19 protein-coding genes and 1 tRNA gene are annotated in these 17,184 nt (G+C 50.2%); 2 read left to right on the top strand and 18 right to left on the bottom strand.

Going from position 1 to position 17,184, the window contains the following annotated elements:
* Positions 1 to 44: 44 nt before the first annotated feature.
* Positions 45 to 464, top strand: coding sequence for a DedA family protein (locus tag HRU77_14100; protein ID QOJ21710.1), 420 nt, complete (start codon positions 45 to 47; stop codon positions 462 to 464).
* Between the two features lie 68 nt (positions 465 to 532).
* Here the strand turns inward: HRU77_14100 and grxD are convergent, their stop codons facing one another.
* The 7 genes from grxD to HRU77_14065 form a co-directional block, all read right to left on the bottom strand.
* Positions 533 to 841, bottom strand: a complete 309-nt coding sequence (grxD, locus tag HRU77_14095; GenBank protein ID QOJ21709.1) for a Grx4 family monothiol glutaredoxin — start codon at positions 839 to 841, stop codon at positions 533 to 535.
* A gap of 91 nt (positions 842 to 932) precedes the next feature.
* Positions 933 to 1,769 carry a peptide chain release factor N(5)-glutamine methyltransferase gene (gene prmC, locus HRU77_14090; GenBank protein QOJ21708.1) on the bottom strand — a complete coding sequence of 279 codons (837 nt, stop codon included), beginning with the start codon at positions 1,767 to 1,769 and terminating at the stop codon, positions 933 to 935.
* 36 nt (positions 1,770 to 1,805) lie between these two features.
* Positions 1,806 to 2,885, bottom strand: a complete 1,080-nt coding sequence (gene prfA, locus HRU77_14085) for a peptide chain release factor 1 (GenBank protein ID QOJ21707.1) — start codon at positions 2,883 to 2,885, stop codon at positions 1,806 to 1,808.
* Positions 2,882 to 4,135, bottom strand: a complete 1,254-nt coding sequence (locus HRU77_14080) for a glutamyl-tRNA reductase (GenBank protein QOJ21706.1) — start codon at positions 4,133 to 4,135, stop codon at positions 2,882 to 2,884. Before HRU77_14080 ends, prfA begins: the two co-directional genes overlap by 4 nt.
* 129 nt (positions 4,136 to 4,264) lie before the next feature.
* Complete coding sequence (locus tag HRU77_14075) at positions 4,265 to 4,711, bottom strand: CreA family protein (protein ID QOJ22199.1); 447 nt, start codon at positions 4,709 to 4,711, stop codon at positions 4,265 to 4,267.
* A gap of 318 nt (positions 4,712 to 5,029) precedes the next feature.
* Positions 5,030 to 5,106, bottom strand: a tRNA-Val gene (locus HRU77_14070).
* Between the two features lie 95 nt (positions 5,107 to 5,201).
* Positions 5,202 to 5,981 (bottom strand): carbonic anhydrase, encoded by a 780-nt coding sequence (locus HRU77_14065; protein QOJ21705.1) that lies wholly within the window; start codon positions 5,979 to 5,981, stop codon positions 5,202 to 5,204.
* Positions 5,982 to 6,206: 225 nt separating this feature from the next.
* On the opposite strand from HRU77_14065, the gene HRU77_14060 reads away from it, so the two are divergent.
* Positions 6,207 to 6,644, top strand: coding sequence for a hypothetical protein (locus tag HRU77_14060; protein ID QOJ21704.1), 438 nt, complete (start codon positions 6,207 to 6,209; stop codon positions 6,642 to 6,644).
* A 252-nt stretch (positions 6,645 to 6,896) separates the two neighbouring features.
* Here the strand turns inward: HRU77_14060 and lpdA are convergent, their stop codons facing one another.
* The 11 genes from lpdA to HRU77_14005 form a co-directional block, all read right to left on the bottom strand.
* The gene (gene lpdA / locus HRU77_14055; protein ID QOJ21703.1) at positions 6,897 to 8,357 is read right to left on the bottom strand and encodes a dihydrolipoyl dehydrogenase; all 1,461 of its coding nucleotides are present in this window, start codon (positions 8,355 to 8,357) and stop codon (positions 6,897 to 6,899) included.
* 89 nt (positions 8,358 to 8,446) lie between these two features.
* A complete protein-coding gene (gene nagZ / locus HRU77_14050; GenBank protein QOJ21702.1) occupies positions 8,447 to 9,499 on the bottom strand; it encodes a beta-N-acetylhexosaminidase in 1,053 nt (350 codons plus the stop codon).
* A gap of 2 nt (positions 9,500 to 9,501) precedes the next feature.
* Positions 9,502 to 9,879 (bottom strand): holo-ACP synthase, encoded by a 378-nt coding sequence (locus tag HRU77_14045; protein ID QOJ21701.1) that lies wholly within the window; start codon positions 9,877 to 9,879, stop codon positions 9,502 to 9,504.
* Positions 9,876 to 10,601, bottom strand: coding sequence for a pyridoxine 5'-phosphate synthase (gene pdxJ, locus HRU77_14040; GenBank protein QOJ22198.1), 726 nt, complete (start codon positions 10,599 to 10,601; stop codon positions 9,876 to 9,878). Before pdxJ ends, HRU77_14045 begins: the two co-directional genes overlap by 4 nt.
* A 44-nt stretch (positions 10,602 to 10,645) precedes the next feature.
* Entirely contained in the window at positions 10,646 to 11,539 is an 894-nt protein-coding gene (era, locus tag HRU77_14035) for a GTPase Era (protein QOJ21700.1), read from the bottom strand.
* 39 nt (positions 11,540 to 11,578) lie between these two features.
* Positions 11,579 to 12,286 carry a ribonuclease III gene (gene rnc, locus HRU77_14030; GenBank protein QOJ22197.1) on the bottom strand — a complete coding sequence of 236 codons (708 nt, stop codon included), beginning with the start codon at positions 12,284 to 12,286 and terminating at the stop codon, positions 11,579 to 11,581.
* Between the two features lie 12 nt (positions 12,287 to 12,298).
* Positions 12,299 to 12,670, bottom strand: a complete 372-nt coding sequence (locus HRU77_14025; GenBank protein ID QOJ21699.1) for a DUF4845 domain-containing protein — start codon at positions 12,668 to 12,670, stop codon at positions 12,299 to 12,301.
* Positions 12,671 to 12,702: 32 nt separating this feature from the next.
* Positions 12,703 to 13,509 (bottom strand): signal peptidase I, encoded by an 807-nt coding sequence (lepB, locus tag HRU77_14020; protein ID QOJ21698.1) that lies wholly within the window; start codon positions 13,507 to 13,509, stop codon positions 12,703 to 12,705.
* Positions 13,510 to 13,600: 91 nt separating this feature from the next.
* Positions 13,601 to 15,397, bottom strand: a complete 1,797-nt coding sequence (lepA, locus tag HRU77_14015) for an elongation factor 4 (GenBank protein QOJ22196.1) — start codon at positions 15,395 to 15,397, stop codon at positions 13,601 to 13,603.
* Between the two features lie 97 nt (positions 15,398 to 15,494).
* Positions 15,495 to 15,785: a glutaredoxin family protein gene (locus HRU77_14010; GenBank protein ID QOJ21697.1), complete on the bottom strand. Its 291-nt coding sequence runs from the start codon at positions 15,783 to 15,785 to the stop codon at positions 15,495 to 15,497.
* Positions 15,769 to 17,184 (bottom strand): DegQ family serine endoprotease, encoded by a 1,416-nt coding sequence (locus HRU77_14005; GenBank protein ID QOJ21696.1) that lies wholly within the window; start codon positions 17,182 to 17,184, stop codon positions 15,769 to 15,771. The genes HRU77_14010 and HRU77_14005 overlap by 17 nt, the downstream gene beginning before the upstream one ends.

Genomic DNA, 17,184 nt, shown 5'->3' with positions numbered 1-17,184 from the left:
ATTAGAAACACAGAACCATCGCTCTCTTAAAATCAAACTCACTTATGGACGAACAATCAAGCCTGCTGGCGTTATTCACCAGCAGTTTTCTCGCTGCGACGTTGCTTCCCGGTGGATCGGAAGCAGTACTCGTGGGGGTGTTGCTGGCTTATCCCGATTTGCATTGGCAAGCGTTGGTTCTGGCAACGATCGGCAATACGCTGGGTGGGATGAGTTCGTATTTGATCGGCCGGTTGCTGCCGGATGAGAAGACCGTGCTGAAAAAAGCCGGTGGTAATGCGCGCGGACTGGAGTGGGTGCGGCGGCATGGTGCGCCGATTTTGCTGTTATCGTGGGCGCCGTTGATTGGCGATTTGTTGTGTGTGGCGGCGGGGTGGTTGCGCACCAATTGGTTGTGGGCGTTGCTGTTTATTGCTGCGGGAAAGTTTGCGCGGTATTGGGCGATTGCCGCCGCGATGAATTGAGTGGATGCACGATTCAGTTTATTCAAGGGTATAAATAAACTGAATCGTTATGAATCGATTAAACCGAATCAGTTTTCAAACAATTTCTGTAGTTCGCCGTTTTGATACATTTCGGTCACGATGTCCGAACCGCCGATAAATTCACCGTTGACGTATAACTGAGGAATCGTGGGCCAGTTTGAGTAATCCTTGATCCCCTGTCTGATTTCCGGATCCGCCAGAACATCCACAGCGAAAATATTATCAACACCACAAGCCTTCAGAATATTCACGGCATTCGCCGAGAATCCACATTGCGGCTGGTCTGGGGTGCCTTTCATGTAGAGTACGACCGGATGCGTGGTAATTTGTTGTTCAATTAAATCTTCAACATTCATAGTGTCAATCTCTCCAAAAAATCATTCCAAAAGTTTTATACAGAAACAAAAAACGTTATATCAATTGCTGCGCAGGATTACAACGTATAGCTCACTTCACAAAATTCAACTGACCGCCGCTCACGCGCATTATGCCAGCCAAGTCCGGGTGGGAACAAATATTACTGAAATCCCTATTCTGTAACAATTGCCGGCATGCGGATGCTTGATCATAGCCATGTTCAAGCAGCAGCCAGCCATTTTCGGCCAGGTGATCCGGCGCATTATGGATAATATGGTTGACACACGACAAACCGTCATCCCCAGCGGATAAAGCCATTTGAGGTTCAAACCGTAAATCCCCTTGTTGCAAATGCGGATCACCGTGCGCCACATAGGGCGGATTAGATACGATCAGATCAAATCTTTCTCCGGAAAGTTCATCGAACCAGCTTCCCATCACCAAACTCAGATTATCGATTTGCAGGTTTTGCGCATTCTGCCGGCAAACCGCCATTGCCGCAGGCGAAACGTCAACCGCGGTGATTTGAGATTGCGGCCGGTGTTTGGCGAGGGTGATCGCTATCGCACCGCTGCCGGTGCCTAGATCGAGCACCCGGCAAGACCGGTCGAGCGGGATCAATTGCAACGCCAGATCGACCAGTAATTCGGTCTCAGGGCGTGGAATCAGAACCGCTTCGTTGACTTTGAAAGTCAGATCGTAAAAATCCCGCTTGCCGGTTAAATAAGCAATTGGCGCACCGTCAATCCGGCGCTTGACCAGACACTGGAATTCTTCCAGTTGCTGCGCGTTCAACATTTGATCGGGATGGGTCAGCAAGTGCGCCTGAGTGGCATCAAGAACGTATTGCAGCAACATGTAAGCATCGACCCGGCCGATATCGCGGCAGGCGGATGTCAAAGCTTGGGAAATGGTTATGCGCTGCATTTCACTGCATCGGGTAATAATCAGCCGGACGGCTGATTATTCTTGTACCGAAGCGGCCAGAAGCTCCGCTTGATGCTCAGCCATCAGCGCCGAGCACAATTCATCGATATCACCGTCCATGATCTGATCCATTTTATACAGCGTCAGATTGATGCGATGGTCGGTTACCCGTCCTTGCGGAAAGTTGTACGTGCGAATCCGCTCCGAACGCTCGCCGGTTCCCACCAGCGACTTCCTCGTTGCGGCTTGTTCCGCGTGGTGCGCGCGCATTTGTTTGTCATGAATACGCGCCGCCAGCACGCTCAACGCTTGCGCTTTGTTCTTATGCTGCGAGCGTCCGTCCTGGCATTCCACCACGATGCCGGTCGGCAAATGGGTCACGCGCACGGCGGAATCGGTTTTATTGATATGCTGGCCGCCTGCACCAGAAGCACGGAAAGTATCGATGCGTAATTCGGCGGGATTGAGCACCACCTCGCTGACTTCGTCGGCTTCCGGCATAACGGCGACAGTGCAGGTGGACGTGTGCACGCGCCCTTGCGTTTCCGTGACCGGCACGCGCTGCACGCGATGCCCACCGGATTCGAATTTAAGCCGGGAATACGCGCCGTGACCGATGATTTTTACGATGATTTCCTTATAACCGCCGATATCCGACACGCTTTGCGAAATGATCTCTACCTGCCAGCCGCGCCGCTCCGCGTAACGCGAGTACATGCGGAACAAATTCCCGGCGAACAGGGCGGATTCGTCACCACCGGTACCGGCGCGGATCTCCAGGAAAATATTGCGTTCGTCGTTGGGATCTTTCGGTAGCAGTTGTTTTTGTATTTCCGACTCCAGCTTCACCAGCTGTTCTTTGCCCGCTTGTATTTCAGCTTCGGCAAACGCGCGCATATCCAGATCGGCATGCATTTCCCGCGCGGTTTGAATATCGCGTTCGCTTTGCTGGTAGGCGCGGTAGAGTTCCACGATGGGCACGATTTCCGCGTGTTCGCGCGTCAATTTGCGGTAATTATCCAGATCGACCGTAGCGGATTCGCTGCTCAACAAATGGTTTAATTCTTCCAGCCGCACACTCAAGCGAGTGAGCCTGTCCGTGATATTTTTGTTCATTGCGGGCGGTGCAGTTGGTATAGCCGGTTAATCAGATCGACTAATTCTTCGCGTTCGTCAGCTGCCGCGTGGTTCAAAGCGCTGGATGGTACATGCAGGAATTTATTGGTTAAGCCGTTACTGAACGCTTCCAAGACTTTTTTTGGATCTTCGCCTTTCTCCAGCAGTTTGTGCGCCCGCTCCAGTTCGTGGCGGCGGTAACGCTCCCCCTGATCACGCAACGCGCGGATAGTTGGCACCATTTCCCGGGTTGCCAGCCAACGCATGAAGTCGACGACATTGGAATCGATGATGGTTTCAGCCTGCGCCACCGCATTTTGACGAGAATCCAGCCCTTCTTTGACAATCTCCGCCAAATCGTCGACATAGTAGAGAAACACGTCGTCCAGTTCGGCCACTTCGGATTCCACATCGCGCGGCACAGCCAAATCGACGATGAAGATGGGGCGGTGCTTGCGGATCTTGATCGCACGCTCGACCATGCCCTTACCCAAAATCGGCAGCGGACTGGCGGTACAGGTTACGACGATGTCATGCAACGCCAATTGTTCCGGCAAATCGCTGAGCGTAATCGCCTGCGCGCCGAAACGATCCGCCAGCGCCTCTGCACGTTCGGTGGTACGGTTTGCTACGGTAATTTTCTTGGGATTGCGCGCGGCAAAGTGATTGGCGCACAATTCGATCATTTCTCCGGCGCCGATAAACAAAACACGTTGTTCGCCAATATCGCCGAAAATCCGTTCGGCCAGGCGCGCTGCAGCGGCGGCCATGGATACCGAGCTGGTGCCAATTTCGGTTGATGTGCGCACTTCCTTGGCGACATAGAATGTGCGTTGAAACAGTTTATGCAGCAATAAGCCGAGCGTCCCGGCGTGTTCCGCCGATTTCACCGCATTTTTCAGTTGCCCGAGTATTTGCGGCTCACCCAGCACCATGGAATCCAATCCGCTGGCAACGCGGAAGGCATGTTTTACCGCATGTTCACGCGGAAATTTGTATAAATAAGGGTCCAGTTCGCGCGTCGGTAAGTGATGAAAATCGGCCAGCCACGCCATGGCTTCTTCCGGTCTATCGGTACAGCAATAGACTTCGGTGCGATTGCACGTGGACACAATCGCGGCTTCCTTAATCGGATTGCGCCCGACCAAATCCCGCAAAGCCAGTTCCATGGTATTTTCGGGAAAAGTCACCTGCTCGCGCACATCCAGCGGCGCAGTATTATGATTGATACCGAAGGCGAATAACTGCATGAAAAATAATGTCGGCCAATGAAAGCAACAGGTAAGAAATAACTCGTGATTATAATATTAGGCGTGCTTAATTACCATCAATGAACCTAATAAATTTTGCAATTCTTTATCGCTCATATAACCGTTCCTTCAGTGCCACGGCGTAACCGGAATGATCGAAATGCTATTCTTCGGCGAGCCTTCGATAATCCGGTCGCTATACGTCAGATACACCAGCACATTGCGTTTGGCGTCATAAAATCGGACCACTTGTAATGTTTTGAACAGCAGCGACGTGCTCTTTTTAAAAACTTCCTTGCCGTCTTCCTGGCCGTTCTTTACTTTCTCCGGCAACGTAATCGGCCCGATCTGGCGGCAGGCTATCGAAGCATCCGATGTGTCTTCAGCCACACCAACCGTGCCACTAACACCGCCGGTTTTTGCCCGGCTTAAATAGCAGGTGGCGCCGGGAATTTCCGGATCGTCAAATGCCTCGATCACAATCTTGTCATTTGCGCCCAACAATTTGAATTTAGTCGAAACACTGCCGATCTGCTCCGCCACCGCACTGCCGGCTGTAGAAAACAACAAGGCCATCGTCAATACGAAATATCCAATGATTCTTTTTTTATTCTGCAACCGCATCATGTTTTCTCCCAAATTCGGTATATACCAGTTTTAATTTATGCGCCATGCCCTTTTACTCAACGCAGATTCAATAAATTATAGCCATTGAGTCTTGGGATACAAGTTAGTTTCATCGACACTTAAGGTTTTTTGCAGCTACCGGAACAGCATGCATGAAATTGAATCTGCGATTTCATTTTTGACCGTTTTTAATACGCGATGACAAAATACGATAGAGCATTGATTGCTCAAGCGGAAGCGGTGCGGGATATTGCCGGATTGGCCGGTTGGTAGGCGCGATTGGACTCGAACCAACGACCCCCACCATGTCAAGGTGGTGCTCTAACCAACTGAGCTACGCGCCTGGGAAAAGCGGATTCTAACCGAAACCGCCAAATGCCACAAATGTAATTGCGCTGACCATGCCCGAAAACACGTCCATGGCGGTGCACAATGAATTTTAAGCAATCAGCTCAACTTTACCGGTTTCCAAATGATATATCCCACCCACCACACGAATTTTCTTCTGATCGTGATAGTAATCCAGAACCGGCGTTTTGGTCCTGAGTCTTTCAACCGTCATGATGACGTTCATTTTGGTTACATTAATCAACCGGCTGCTAGAGGTGTCATTGACGGCCCTGACAGCCGGAGCAATCGCGCTGGCCAGCAATTGGATATGACCGGGAAAATCCTTGTGATGGTCAACCGCTTCCACCGCCGCCTTGACCGCACCGCAACTTTCATGACCCAGCACCATGATCAAAGGCGTATTCAACACGGCAACCGAATACTCAATGGTAGCGACGTTATCGTTGGTTAAATAATTTCCGGCACCGCGCGCCACAAACAAATCACCCAGCGCTTCGTCGAAACAATGCTCGGGACTGACTCTGGAGTCTGAGCAACCGAGTATGGTGGCATAGGGATTCTGCCCGCTCACCAAAGCGGATTGAATGTCATGAAAATCAAGCGGTTTGGATTTACCCGAAACGTAGCGTTCATTGCCTTGCATCAGTCTTTCCAACGCTTGATCCGGTGTCAGCACATTTTCCGGCTTGGGCGGAACTACGGTATAGGGCGGCTCGGCAGCGATACTATTCGCCATTGATGCAATTCCGGCATACGTCATCCCCAAACTCAGCGCGGATGCTGCTGATAATTTGACGAACGTCCGCCTGCCGCTGCATATGCCGGAGTCTTGAGTGAGATCACCGGATTGTTCACATCGATAACACATACTGAAAATCCTATCCCTGCCGAATTGACCAAAGCGCCGATTCTACACCCTCGGCACTCAGGCGCTCACAAAACCCATTATCACTAATGTTCAAAACTTGATTTTCAAGTATACTGCCCCGCTGCAAGAATTATCCGGAGAAGAAAAACTGATCTGGAAGCAATGCGTTAACACGAAATAAAATTCCATTTTAATAAATGAATTGGCATTTGCCAGGGAGAATTTATGCGTAAATTATTACCAACCGCTTTATTGTTTTTGATACTTGCTTTACCTTTCAACAGTTTTGCTCATGAAGGCCATGACCATAGCCACGATGAATCCGCAGCCGAATCTCAATTGGATAGCGGAAACGGATGGCGTCTCGTCAGGAAAGTGGAAATGGGCACTTCAGGGAAATTTGTTAATTTAGTACTGGTCGACCACGCCGTTTACACCGACAAAACGGTCTACAGCGCCGCCATCAACCGGTTGTGCAGCCCGTCCGATCAATTTTGCAGAATCCGGTTCTGGAGCGAAGAGCGTTTTATTCCTGAAACCGCTGCTTTATCCGTAGAACAAAACAAACAGCTCAGAGCCGATTATCTGGTAAACAAATCAGCCGGCATGCATCATTTGCGCTGGTCTTGCACTGTAGATCCGGACAAGACACATTGCTTCTAAAAATGCTCTGAAAAACTGCTGCGATCATACTGCATTGAAATCAGGCTCAAAAATACTCATTTACCTAGCGTAAAATCCGTTTTTCCGCCTGATTCAAATTATCCGACCGTCGCCCCTACCATTCTTAGAGCTTTCCTCAGGAAACACAGAACAATGAACAAATTATTCAGCGTTTCCCGGAAATTGCTTTTGCAAGCATTTTCAGCAATCCTGGATAAGAGTGCCGTAATGCAGGAATTGCCAGTGGTAATTTCAAATATGCAAAGCCCGCTTATCCACGCCAAGTGCAGCTTCATGGAATACTTCCGATAACGATGGATGCGCATGCACAATACAGGCGATATCCTGGCTGCTGGCGGAAAATTTCATGGCCATCACAGCTTCTGAAATGAGTTCCGATACATGCGGGCCGATCATGTGAACACCCAATACGCGATCGGTTTTCTCGTCCGCCAGTACTTTGATGAATCCGCTCGTTTCGCCCATGGCGCGCGCGCGGCCGTTGGCGATAAACGGGAATTGACCCGCTTTATAGGCAATACCAGCCGCTCTTAACTCCTGTTCATTCTTTCCCACCCAGGCAATTTCCGGCACGGTATAAATCACCCACGGCACGGTATTGAAATCGACCGCTTCAAGCTCACCGGCTTGGCCTTTTTCCACATGCAGGATCGTTTCCGCAACCGCCACACCCTCTTCGGAAGCCTTGTGCGCCAGCATGGGGCCGCGCACCACGTCGCCGACGGCATAAACATTCGCCAGATTGGTGCGGCAATATTGGTCGACCACGATAAATCCGCGTTCATCCACCTGTAAGCCGTTTTCCTGAACACCCAATCCCGCAGTATTCGGAATGCGGCCGATCGCGACAATCAACTTATCGACCTCCAGAGCCTGTTCCTGGTTATCCGAGTCGCTATAACTGACGCTGACCGTATCACTGGCCACTTTGACCGATTTGATATTGACACCGGTATTGATCTGTAACCCTGGCTCCTTGGCAAATATGCTTTTAGCTTCCTTAGCAACTTGCTCATCCGCCGCCATCAGGAAACCCGGCATGGCTTCAAGAATCGTCACTTCCGCGCCCAGCCTGCGCCACACGCTACCCATTTCCAATCCGATCACCCCCGCGCCGATCACCCCCAGCCGCTTGGGCACTTCCGTTAACGCCAAGGCTCCGGCATTGTCCAGAATCATGACATTATCGACCGGCGCAAAAGGTAGTGGCCGCGGCACGGAGCCGGTTGCCACGATGACATGCTTGGCCTGAATCGTTTCAGCATTACCATTATCGTCCACTTTTATTTGCCAAACGTTAGCGGATGCTTCGCGTTGCAGCAGCGTTCCGCGACCATGCATCGATTTCACTTTGTTCTTCTTGAACAGCGAAGCGATACCGGCGGTGAACATCGTCACAATTTTGTCTTTGCGCGCAATCATGACAGGAACATCGACGGTGACATTCTCCGCCGCGATACCGTGTGCGGACATCTTGTGCTGAATTCCAAAATAATTTTCCGACGATTCCAATAATGCTTTGGACGGAATGCAGCCGACGTTCAGGCAGGTGCCGCCGAGACTTGCTTTGCCTTTGGGATTTTTCCACTCATCGATACATACGGTATTCAAACCCAGCTGCGCGCAACGGATCGCCGCAACGTAACCGCCCGGACCTGCGCCGATAACTGCTACATCAAAAATTTCCGACATGATTCAACCTTATCAATAGACCAAAATTAAGGCGTAATTTTAAAGGAAAAAACTGCTGCCGATGATTTGTTTTGTTGGACGGATTCAATCTACTGCAACGGCAATTCGCCGCTGGCGCAGCCGATGCCGCCGATTTCTCGCACCGCCTGAACATAATCGCCGTTTTCGCGTAATTTTATCCATGAACCTGCGTGACTGCGGGCGTGCATGCGCGCCAGACGGGAAAGACTGGTGGCGGGCATTTCCCATTGCAAACCGTTTAAAATTTCATCGGCACCGGTGGAATTATTGCACACCAAGATCATGTCGCAACCGGCTGCCAGCGCCGCTTGCGCTCGCGCCAGCATCGATTCCAGAAATTCTCCGGCGCCGCGCATGCTTAAATCGTCACTGAAAATACAGCCTTCGAATTGCAATTCGGTGCGTAACACTTTCTGTAACCAGAAGTTTGAAAAGCCCGCCGGTTTCGCATCCACTTTGGGGTAAATCACATGCGCCGGCATGATGCCGGTCAATCCGCAATTAATCATTTGCCGGAAAGGAATCAGGTCACACATCTCGATATCGGCGTAGCGGCGCGGGTCAATGGATTTTTGCACGTGCGAATCGGCGCGGATATAACCGTGCCCAGGAAAATGCTTGCCGATTGCCGGCATGCCGCCCTTTTTCAGTCCGAGCATCAGCTGCTGCGCCAGATCGGAAACCGTTTGCGGATCGGCATGAAAAGCACGATCACCGATCACACCGCTCTGCCCATGATCGATATCCAGCACTGGCGTGAAACTGAAGTCGACGCCGCAGGCATTCAACTCCGCCGCCAGCACATAACCGGTTTGCAGCGCAAGATGGCGCGCACGCGCGGGTTGCTTATCCCAGATTTTTCCCAGTTCGCGCATCGCGGGCAAAGGTGTGAAGTCTTCGCGGAAACGCTGCACGCGGCCACCTTCATGATCGACCGCGATCAGCAAATGCGGGTTGCGCAACGCATGAATCTGCTGTGTCAATTCGATCAATTGGCGATGATCGGTGTAATTGCGAGAAAAAAGAATCACCCCACCGGTGAGCGGATGCAGCAACCTGCGCTTATCGTCTCCGGTCAACTGCGTACCGGCGATATCGAGCATCACGGGTCCGAGCGGCATGGTTATTTTTCCAGCACGACAAAGGCGCACACCATCGTGATCTCATCGCTGATGGAAAGATGATGCTGCGTAATGCCCCGGTCGTTGATGAGTCGATCGAGTTCGGGATGGAATTGAAAAAACGGTTTGCCCAGATCGTCGTGCGTGATCGTGATATGCGTGAAATTCACCGGATGGCGCAATCCCGTGCCCATCGCCTTGGACAATGCTTCCTTGGCGGCAAAGCGGCCGGCCAAATACAAAACCGGCTTACTGCTCGAATGGTATTCCTGCCACTCGCTGTCGGTCAAAATGCGCCGCGCAAAGCGCTCGCCATAACGATCTAGCGATTGAGCGATACGGGCCGATTCGACGATATCGGTGCCGATACCGTAGATCACGCGCGCGCTTCCAGCATCAACTGTTTCATTTCCTGCACAGCTTGCTTGAAACCGGTAAAAATCGCCCGCGCCACAATCGCGTGACCGATATTCAGCTCGGAAATGCCGGGAATGGCGGCAATCGCCTGTACATTGCCATAATGCAAGCCGTGACCGGCGTTGACCTTCAGACCCAGAGCGATACCCAAATCAACTGCTTTTTGAATGGCGGCAAATTGCTCTGCTTGCGCTTGCGATGTATGCGCATCGGCATAACCGCCGGTATGAATTTCGATCACCGGCGCACTGGCACGCGCAGCCGCATCAATTTGCAGCGGATCGGCATTGATGAACAACGACACGCGAATTCCCGCTTGCGCCAGTTTCCGGCATGCGCGCTGCACTTGATCGAAATGCTTCACGACATCGAGCCCGCCTTCGGTCGTCAATTCTTCGCGCCTTTCCGGCACCAGGCAAATATCATGCGGTTTTATGCGCAGCGCGATGCCGATCATTTCATCGGTCACCGCACTTTCCAGGTTCATCCGGGTAGTCAGCCGGTCGCGCAAAATTTCGACATCGCGATCCTGAATATGGCGGCGGTCTTCGCGCAGGTGCAAGGTAATCGCATCCGCTCCGGCGGATTCGGCGATCAGCGCCGCTTCGACCGGATCCGGATAGGTTGTGCCGCGCGCCTGCCGTAACGTCGCCACATGATCTATATTCACACCTAATTCAATCATCATTGCAATTTTCCAGGATACCGCTCAAAGAAATTTCCAGCGGGTTATTCATAACCAAGATTCCTCAGCACACTTTCACTATCAGCCCAGCCGCTTTTCACTTTCACCCACACTTCCAGATACACTTTGCCGCCCAATAGCAATTCCATGTCCTGGCGCGCCTGGGTAGCGATTTGCTTCAGCTTTTCACCTTTTTTACCAATGACAATCGCTTTCTGATTCGGTTTCTCAACGAGAATCGTGGCATAAACCTTATACAACTCATCTTCCAGTTTAAACTGATCGACCACGACACTGGTCGAGTAGGGAATTTCATCGCCAACCAGACGGAATAGCTTCTCCCGGATAAATTCCCCGGCGATAAAACGCTCGCTGCGATCGGTCACTTCGTCTTGACCGAACAACGGCGGATTCACCGGCAAATAGCTCCGGATCACATTGAGCAAGTCCGGCAACTGAATCTTATGCATAGCACTCACCGGTATAATGTCGGCAAACGCAAATGCTTGCGCCACTTCTTTCAAGAACGGCAGCAGCAGCTTTTTGTCAGCCAGCTTATCGATTTTATTGACGACCAAAATAACCGGAACATTTTCCGGCAGGATTTTCAGCGCGGCTATATCCCGCTCATCAAACCGCATCGCTTCGATGACAAACAGAATAACGTTCACATCCTGCATGCTTTGCGTCACCACCCGGTTCATTGCCGCATTCAAGCGGTTGGTATATTGCGTCTGGAAGCCGGGCGTATCGACAAACACAAACTGCGTTTGTCGATCGGTCAGAATACCGTTAATGCGAAAACGCGTGGTCTGGGCTTTTCTCGATGTGATACTGATCTTTTGCTGCAACAGCTTATTGAGTAACGTCGACTTACCCACATTAGGGCGGCCGATAATGGCGACGTAGCCGGTACGAAAATCGGCGTCAGCAATCATTCCGAACAATCTTCAAGAGAGTCTTCAAGAATGCGGTGCTCATGGCGTAAACCTGATTTCTTCATAAGCCAATTCTGCGGCGGCTTGCTCGGCGCCGCGGCGGCTTGTGCCTTCCCCCGAGGTGCGGATATTCAACGCCGATACCACACAATCCACCTGGAACTTCTGTTTATGCGCCTTGCCGCTGGTGGTAACGACAACATACTCCGGCAACGCCAGTTTCTGGCTTTGCAAAAATTCCTGTAATAATGTTTTGGGGTCTTTGCCGTGTGTCTTAAGGTCGATATTTTGCATCAACGGTAAAAAAAGTTTACTGACCACATCTTCCGCTTGTGCATAGCCTTCATCGACATAAATGGCCCCCAGCACGGCCTCAAAGGCATCGGCCAGGATAGACGGACGGTGACAACCACCACTTTTTAATTCCCCTTCGCCCAATCTTATCAGTTGATCCATCTGCAAACTAAGCGCCATGCCGGATAAGGCTTTTTGATTGACAAAATGGGCGCGCAGCCGCGATAAGTCGCCTTCCGGCAGATCTGGGAAGCACTTATAAATCAATCCGGCAATCGCACAATTCAGCACCGCATCACCGAGAAATTCAAGGCGTTCGTTGTGCGCCGCGCTGTGACTTCGATGCGTCAATGCTTCCAACAATAGCTTGGGTTGCTTAAACGAATACCCGAGACGTTGACTAAATTGGTCGAGTAACGATTGGTGAATACCTGGTAGCGCTCCGCTTGGCATGATGTTCAACCATTACTCGCTGGTTGCATCAAAATCTATCGTCAAGGATAGGTTGGAAACCAGCGGTATCCTTACCGTATAGTTCGCGCTTAATACGATACGGCCACTTTCCTTATTGATTTTAATGTCTTGCGCATTAATGGATTTAATATTATCGATCTGGGCACGCTTGCTGAACAATACTCTGATTTGATTCAAATCCGCACTCTGCGTGTTAATATCTTTAACAATGGCAGACAGATTTTTTTGGATCGATGAAAATTCAATATAGGCCGGCGCAATCTTCAAACCGGAAATTGCAAGCAGAATCAAAATCACAGCCCAAACGAGCAAACCGGATAGACTAATACCCTTTTGTTTTCGCCGCATCGTGTGATATTGCATGCTCTTTTCCGTGTTTAAGAAAAACTTACCTATTACTTGATGGATAAGCCGATACGTTCAAAATTTCCAAAATTCCACCAGATCATGAAAGCCTTGCCGACAATATTCTCTTCCGGCACAAACCCCCAGTAACGGCTGTCGCTGCTGCTGTCGCGATTATCACCGAGCGCGAAATAATTTCCCGGCGGCACTTCGCAGGTAAATCCCGTGCGGTGATACTTGCAATGATCGCGAAACGGAAAATCCCTGACATTAGAATATTGCAACCCTTTAACATCCTGATTGATCAGAATCGAGTGGTTTTCTTCCTTCTTCAAATACTCGGAATAACGATCGGAATAGATATAGCCGAGACCTGATTCCACATATTTGTAATCGCCGTCGTATTCCATCTTAACCACTTCGCCATTAATAATGAGTTGCTTATTGTGATAAGTGATCACATCGCCGGGCACCCCGATCACGCGCTTGATGTAATCGATCGAGGGATCCTCCGGATAACGGAATACCAGCACATCACCGCGCTTCGGTTCATTCATATCGATAATTTTCTTGTTGATCACCGGCAATCTGATTCCGTAGGTATATTTGTTGACCAGAATGAAGTCACCGACCAGTAGCGTCGGAATCATCGATCCCGAGGGAATCTTGAACGGTTCAATCACGAAGGAACGCAAACTGAAAACGATCAGAATGATCGGAAAAAAACTCTTGGGATACTCGATCCACCAAGGCTCGCTTTCTTCCTCTGCGCGTTTATTTTTCCAGAATAGGAAATCCAGCAAATAAATACCACCGGTGATCACCAGCAATACGAACAAAATCAAAGGAAAATTCATTTTGATTCCTTCGGCAAGGTATTGCACATTGTACTCACGTGATCCGGCTTTAACTCAAAATCAGACAGTGCGACTGTATTTTTACGATTCATTATTTATTATCAACCTGCAAAATTGCCAGAAATGCTTCTTGCGGAATTTCCACATTGCCCACCCGCTTCATTCTCTTTTTACCTGCTTTTTGCTTCTCCAGCAACTTCCGTTTACGGGTTATATCGCCACCGTAACATTTTGCCAACACATTCTTGCGCAATGCTTTAACCGTTTCGCGCGCAATAATATGCGCACCGACCGCCGCTTGTACCGCGATATCAAACATCTGGCGCGGGATCAATTCACGCATTTTTTGCACCAGTTCACGTCCGCGATACTGACTGTTGCTGCGATGGATGATCAGCGATAACGCATCGACTTTATCGCCGTTGATCAATACATCCAGCTTGACTAAATCGGAAGCACGGAATTCCTTGAATTCATAGTCCAATGAAGCATAGCCGCGGCTGGTCGATTTCAAGCGGTCGAAAAAATCCATGACGACTTCATTCAATGGCATCTCATACGTCAGCATCACTTGCTTACCCATATACTGCATATTCGTCTGATTGCCACGTTTGCTGACACACAAGGTAATCACCGCTCCGACAAATTCTTCCGGCACGATGATGGTCGACGTGATAATCGGTTCGCGTATCTCTTCAATTTTGGAAAGATCCGGAATCTTGGATGGATTTTCAATTTCGATCACACTGCCGTCGCGCATCAGCACTTGATAAACCACGGTCGGCGCGGTCGTGATCAAGTCCATATCGTATTCTCTTTCCAGGCGCTCCTGCACGATATCCATGTGCAGCAAGCCGAGAAAACCGCAGCGAAAACCGAATCCCAGTGCTTGCGATACCTCCGGTTCGAAATGCAGCGACGAATCGTTCAACTTCAATTTTTCCAACGCGGAACGCAAGGCGTCGTATTGATTCGATTCCACCGGATAGAGTCCGGCAAACACCTGTGGTTTGATTTCTTTAAAGCCTTGCAGCGGCTTGTCGGCCGGATTCGTGGCGGACGTTACCGTATCCCCCACTTTCGCCGCATCGAGCTCTTTAATGCCGGAGATGATAAACCCCACTTCTCCGGCACTGAGAGAATCGCGATTGACTGATTTCGGCACGAACACCCCAACCTGCTCACACAGTTGCACCGCTTTGCTCGCCATCAGCAAAATTTTATCGCCGGGTTTTAGGGTACCGTCCATCACCCTGACCAGTATCACGACACCGACGTAATTATCGAACCAGGAATCGATGATCAACGCCTTCAACGGCGCATGAGGATCGCCCTTCGGTTCAGGGATTTTGGCGATCAAGGCTTCCAAAACATCCTCGATACCTTGGCCGGTTTTCGCACTGATTTTCACCGCATCATGCGCATCGATACCGATGACATCTTCGATATTCTGGATGACACGTTCCGGGTCGGCCGCCGGCAAATCGATTTTGTTCAGCACCGGAATGACTTCGACACCTTGCTCAATCGCGGTATAACAGTTCGCGACTGTTTGCGCTTCCACCCCTTGCGATGCATCAACCACCAGGAGCGCACCTTCGCAGGCGGCTAACGAGCGCGAAACTTCGTAGGAAAAATCCACATGCCCCGGCGTATCGATCAAATTCAGCAAGTAAGTTTCGCCGTTTCTGGCTTTATAACGCAGCGCCGCAGTCTGCGCCTTGATGGTAATGCCTCTTTCACGTTCCAAATCCATCGAGTCGAGCACTTGCTCTTCCATTTCGCGATCGGACAGCCCGCCGCACAAATGGATAATACGGTCTGCCAGTGTCGATTTGCCGTGGTCGATATGGGCAATAATGGAAAAATTGCGAATATGCTGCATCAGAATATGAAGTATAAAAGTATGTTTCCAGTCACACGGAACCGAGTATCATCAGACTGAAAATTAAAATATTGTATCGGCAGTTAAAAGAGGCAGCATTCTAACGAAATTTGGCAAGATAATCATCTAAAGCCGCCAAATCGAGAAAATAATGACAAATCTCCTGGCGGGTAAACGAGGATAGCAGGACAGGAATCTTATCGCCGTAGCGCGCCACTAATTCCGGATCGGAATCGATATCGACGACCTGAAAATCAAACGATACTTGCGCTTGCAAATTCCGTAGCGCAAGTATCATATCCTGGCAAAGATGACACGCTTCCCGGCCATATACGATCAATTTTCTCGCTTGATCCACATTTGTTGAGACAGCATCACTCTTTCTTGTCATCGTCGCTCAGCTTCATGGTGATGAACGTTGTGAGATCCCCTCTTTTCACAAGCAAGGCGATATTTTTTCCACTTTTGGCCTGATTCAGCAATTCATTAAATTGCTCGACCGTTTTCACATCCTTGCTGTTTAAACCCAGGATGATATCGCCGATACGGATCCCGGAACGGCTGGCAATACCCGGTTGCATGTCTTCGACCACTAAACCATTGGTAATCTCCAGCTGTTTCTGTTGCTCTTCGGTGATTTCGCTCAACGCCAACCCCAGGCGATTCGATGCATTCTGTTTTTTACCCGGTTTGTGCTTGCGGTTTTCCGCCGCATCATCGGAAGGCGTCTCTCCGACTTCGACTTTAACTGTTTTCAAAGCCCCGTCGCGCCAAACTTCAATCGATACTTTGGATTTGGGTTTGGTATTGCCGACTATGCGTGGCAAATCCGCAGAGATGGCAACCGCTTTTTCATCAAACTTGAGGATAATATCGCGCGCCTTGATCCCTGCTTGATCGGCAGGACCGCCTTTTTCCACCGAAACGACCAGCGCGCCGTTACTGTCGGATAAACCAAAGGATTCCGCGAGTTCTTTGGTCACCTCCTGAATCATGACGCCGATTCTTCCCCGACTTACTTTACCGTTAACTTTCAGCTGATCCGCAATTTCAGTGGCGACATTAATCGGTATGGCAAATGACAATCCCATAAAGCCGCCCGTCCGGCTGTAAATCTGCGAATTGATCCCGACCACTTCACCGCGCATATTGAATAGCGGGCCGCCGGAGTTTCCCGGATTGATCGCCACATCGGTCTGGATAAACGGAACATAATTTTCCTGCGCTAGGGAACGACCTTTCGCGCTCACGATACCTGCTGTCACACTATGCTCGAAACCGAACGGCGAGCCGATTGCTACCACCCATTCACCGACTTTGAGATTTTCCGGATTTCCCTGTGTGGCTTTGGGTAAGTCGGTAGCATTAATTTTGATCAAGGCAATATCGGTCTTCCGGTCGGTGCCGACAATCTCAGCGGCAAACTCACGCTTGTCATTCAGCTTTACCGTAATCTCATCCGCCGTTTCAACGACATGCGCATTGGTCAGAACATAACCATCCGAGCTGATAATAAAACCGGAACCCAACGATTTAGGTTCAGATTTTCTTGGCGCGGGAAATGGCTGCATATGCCGCTTGAAAAAATCATAAAACGGCGAATTCTCCGGTATACCCGGCATTTCGGGCAGCACCTGACTGCTCACCGTATTTGCATTCTGCACAGCACTAATATTGACTACAGCAGCACCATGTTTCTCCACAAGCCCGGTAAAATCCGGCAACTGGCTGGTTTGCGCAAGCACTGATGAGGTGTGCAGCAACAATAAAATTACTATCGATCGAAGCAT

Source organism: Gammaproteobacteria bacterium (genome assembly GCA_015709615.1).
Taxonomy (GTDB): Bacteria; Pseudomonadota; Gammaproteobacteria; order Burkholderiales; family Nitrosomonadaceae; genus Nitrosomonas.
Note: the sequence above shows the minus strand (reverse complement) of the source record. Positions and strands in the feature narration are given on the sequence as shown.